Source organism: Staphylococcus schweitzeri, from assembly GCF_002902405.1.
In the GTDB taxonomy this organism is placed as follows: domain Bacteria; phylum Bacillota; class Bacilli; order Staphylococcales; family Staphylococcaceae; genus Staphylococcus; species Staphylococcus schweitzeri.
Map to the genome: position 1 here is coordinate 1 of NZ_PPQS01000006.1, position 3,008 is coordinate 3,008.

General features: G+C 29.6%; 3 protein-coding genes. 1 reads left to right on the top strand and 2 read right to left on the bottom strand.

What is annotated here, in order from left to right; genetic code table 11:
* Positions 1-257: 257 nt before the first annotated feature.
* Both CD116_RS01380 and CD116_RS01385 read right to left on the bottom strand, forming a co-directional pair.
* Positions 258-1,253 carry a protein rep gene (locus CD116_RS01380; protein WP_103325163.1) on the bottom strand — a complete coding sequence of 332 codons (996 nt, stop codon included), beginning with the start codon at positions 1,251-1,253 and terminating at the stop codon, positions 258-260.
* A gap of 206 nt (positions 1,254-1,459) precedes the next feature.
* Positions 1,460-1,639, bottom strand: coding sequence for a hypothetical protein (locus CD116_RS01385; RefSeq protein ID WP_224757363.1), 180 nt, complete (start codon positions 1,637-1,639; stop codon positions 1,460-1,462).
* A gap of 73 nt (positions 1,640-1,712) precedes the next feature.
* On the opposite strand from CD116_RS01385, the gene CD116_RS01390 reads away from it, so the two are divergent.
* Positions 1,713-2,333: a hypothetical protein gene (locus tag CD116_RS01390; protein WP_224757362.1), complete on the top strand. Its 621-nt coding sequence runs from the start codon at positions 1,713-1,715 to the stop codon at positions 2,331-2,333.
* Positions 2,334-3,008: the final 675 nt, after the last annotated feature.

The window sequence follows — 3,008 nt, forward strand, 5'->3', positions numbered from 1 at the left end:
TTCTAAGTTATCTCTAAAAATTCTGTAAGAGCATAAGAGAAATTTGTCCCCATCAATGAATGGGGAATCTGGCAAAGCCAGATATTTCAAGGCATCGAAAATGTTTTTGTATGGGGTCATAAAAAGCTCAAGTGTCACACTTTTGTGACACAATATATTGTGTTTGTCACACTTTTGTGACACTGTATACAGCGTTTGTCACACTTTTGTGACAGTACTTTTTTACAGAAAAGCAATAAAAAAGACATCAGTTATCACTAATGTCTTAAATAATAATTTTGCTTTTCGAAATTCCAAATTGCGGTAATTGAATGTGCTTTTTCTTCTTCGTCTGTTGTTTTATCTTCATCACTTGTATTAATCAAATTACCATCTTCGGCATCGTCTAAGTTTAAAATTTTATGCTTTTGTTTAAGCAATCCACCATAACTTAACATACGTTTTCGATACAAACCTTTTTCTAAATCACTTACAATTTCTTGATTTTTTTCATCATCATCAGTTAAAAAATCAGATGATTTAACCGAATATTTTGAGGTCTCTTTGATTGCCGATTCAATGTCTTTATCGCCTTTTTTATTCGGTTTGATCGCTTTAACATTAGCAACAGGTCGATAGTCAACTTGCAACGCTCTTTGCCATAAATTAACCCATTCTTCTTGAGTTATATAATTCTCTTTTTTTCTAAAATATGCATTTTCAACACATAACAAAACGTGCATATGCTGATTATAACTACCGTCATTTTTATTAACGGTAACTTCTGTTGAACGCATAAATCCAACAAGATTTTGTTTAACCTTTTTATATCTACTCAACCTATCAAATGCTTTAGTTAGATGCTTCAAACTTTGTTCTAAAGTATCTCCATCTATCGCATTTTTAGTTGAAAGTGTTAAAAACAACCAACGTGCTTTTGGCTTTTCCTTAATTACTTCTTCAATCACTTTTTGAGCTTGATAACTATTTTTCATAGCACGTCTCCAATTACAAACCGGACATAATTTTGATTTACAAAACCACGTCTTATGTAACTTCAAATAACCTTCATCAGTTGGCTTAAATTCTAAAATATTACCACATTGTTTTACATTAAAAGCCTTTTTGATTTTTAAAATTTCTAGTATATCTGCATAGCTTACATTATCTATTTTCTTTTCTCTCCATGGGCGTTGTTTCCCACTTTTCGTCATATCTTTTAACGTTTTATTATCTTGATTTTCGGTTATACTTCTAGTAGTATTATATTGCATATAAAAAGACCCCCAGTATTATTTAAGATTCGACACCTTAATAATATAACTGGGGTTTTTTATTGTCAAATTTTCCTTTCACGCACAAAAACACGTTTAAACACTGTAATATCAATAGTTACAGCTCTATATATAAAATCGAGTTATTTCTATATAGTATCAAGACAAGAAGAAACTCGTTTTCAACTCGTTTCAAAAACACTCACTTATCTTTTTTTGTACTTAACATAAATCAAACAAAATAAAGCCAAAAGTAATATAAAAACAAAAGCAGAAATATTTATAAAACCTTTTAGCATTTCATTAGAATTAAAGAACCCATTAATACAAACAATAGCAACTAAAACTATCAAAATCACCTGAACATTTTTATATAATTTTTCCAAAATAAAACCTCTCCTTTATGTTATTATTATTTTATAAATGGTAAGTATTAATAAAATAACAAAGGGTGACAAAATGAAAAAGAGAAAAATCAAAAAGCATATTTTAGTACTAACAGCAACTGCGTTATTAGCAACATCTTTTAACGGAATTCAAAATCAAACAGTTCATGCAAATACTCAACAAAGTCAAACAATGAACATAGAAAAAGAAAGTCAAGACTTAGAAAAAGGAATTCATAGTTATTTTAATTTATTAGAAAAAATGCCGGAATCAATAGCTGAAAAAGGCATAGATGAAGGTGTAAAATGGCTGAACAAGAATAAAGGGGACGAATACATAGGATATGTATTCATAAACGAAAATAACAATCTAAAATTAATAAAAGACCCTGATAGAATACAACCTAGAGCTAACCTTACAGCTTGTATATCAGCAATAGGTGTTGTAATAGCCAGCAACGCAATACCTTGGGCAAAAATAATTAAAGTAAAAAAAGCAATGAAAGCCAAAGGTGGTATACAAACCATGGCTAAAGCAATATCAACAGCATATAAACACCAAAGAAAATTAGGTTATTCTAGAAAAAATGCAATCAAAAGAGCTGCTGATGTAGCTACTAGAACATTCCCTAAAGCAACTAGAAATGCTGTAATAGAATTTTTCTCATTAGGTGGTCTAAGTAGTTGTTTCTAAAATAAATCAATATAATTTATTCCAATTGCTTTATTGACGTTGAGCCTCGGAACCCTTAACAATCCCTAAACTTGTCGAATCGTCGGCTTAATAGCTCACGCTATGCCGACATTCGTCTTCAAGTTTAGTTAAGGGTTCTTCTCAACATCAATAAATTTTCTCGGCATAAATGCGCTTCCTACTTCTTTTTATCCTTATCCCCCTCTAATCCTAAAAAAACGAGTGTAAAAACCAATGAATAGATAAAACTTTCTAAAAAGACAAAAGAACCGTCAAATAAAATCGAGTTAACAAAATTAAAACTTAAAAATACAGTTAATAAAAAAACAAAAAACACAAAAAACTTTATCACAAGGCTTACTAAAATAATGAATGCCCCTATTTTGAATTTTAAAGAGGCATTTTAAAGATTAAAAGATAAATCATGTAGTTTTTTACCTAAAACTTATATAAGCTCTTAAAACGTAAATACGAGCCAAATAAATATATGCTAATTTCATAATCAAAAATTCGAGCAAAACCAGAGACTAATTTTTTAACACTGCCCATTTACATGCAAATTAAAAATTAGCATAAAATCCTTTAAAATTTTTCCGCATTTTTTCAAATTCCTGCAGGGCTTTTTTAGAGATAACTTAGAAATTCTAAGTTATCTCTAAAAATTCTGTAAGAGCA

Excerpts from the sequence above, each read along its gene's own strand:
- CD116_RS01390 (WP_224757362.1), top strand. The coding sequence starts at position 1,713 with ATGAAAAAGAGAAAAATCAAAAAGCATATTTTAGTACTAACAGCAACT.
- CD116_RS01380 (WP_103325163.1), bottom strand. The coding sequence starts at position 1,253 with ATGCAATATAATACTACTAGAAGTATAACCGAAAATCAAGATAATAAA.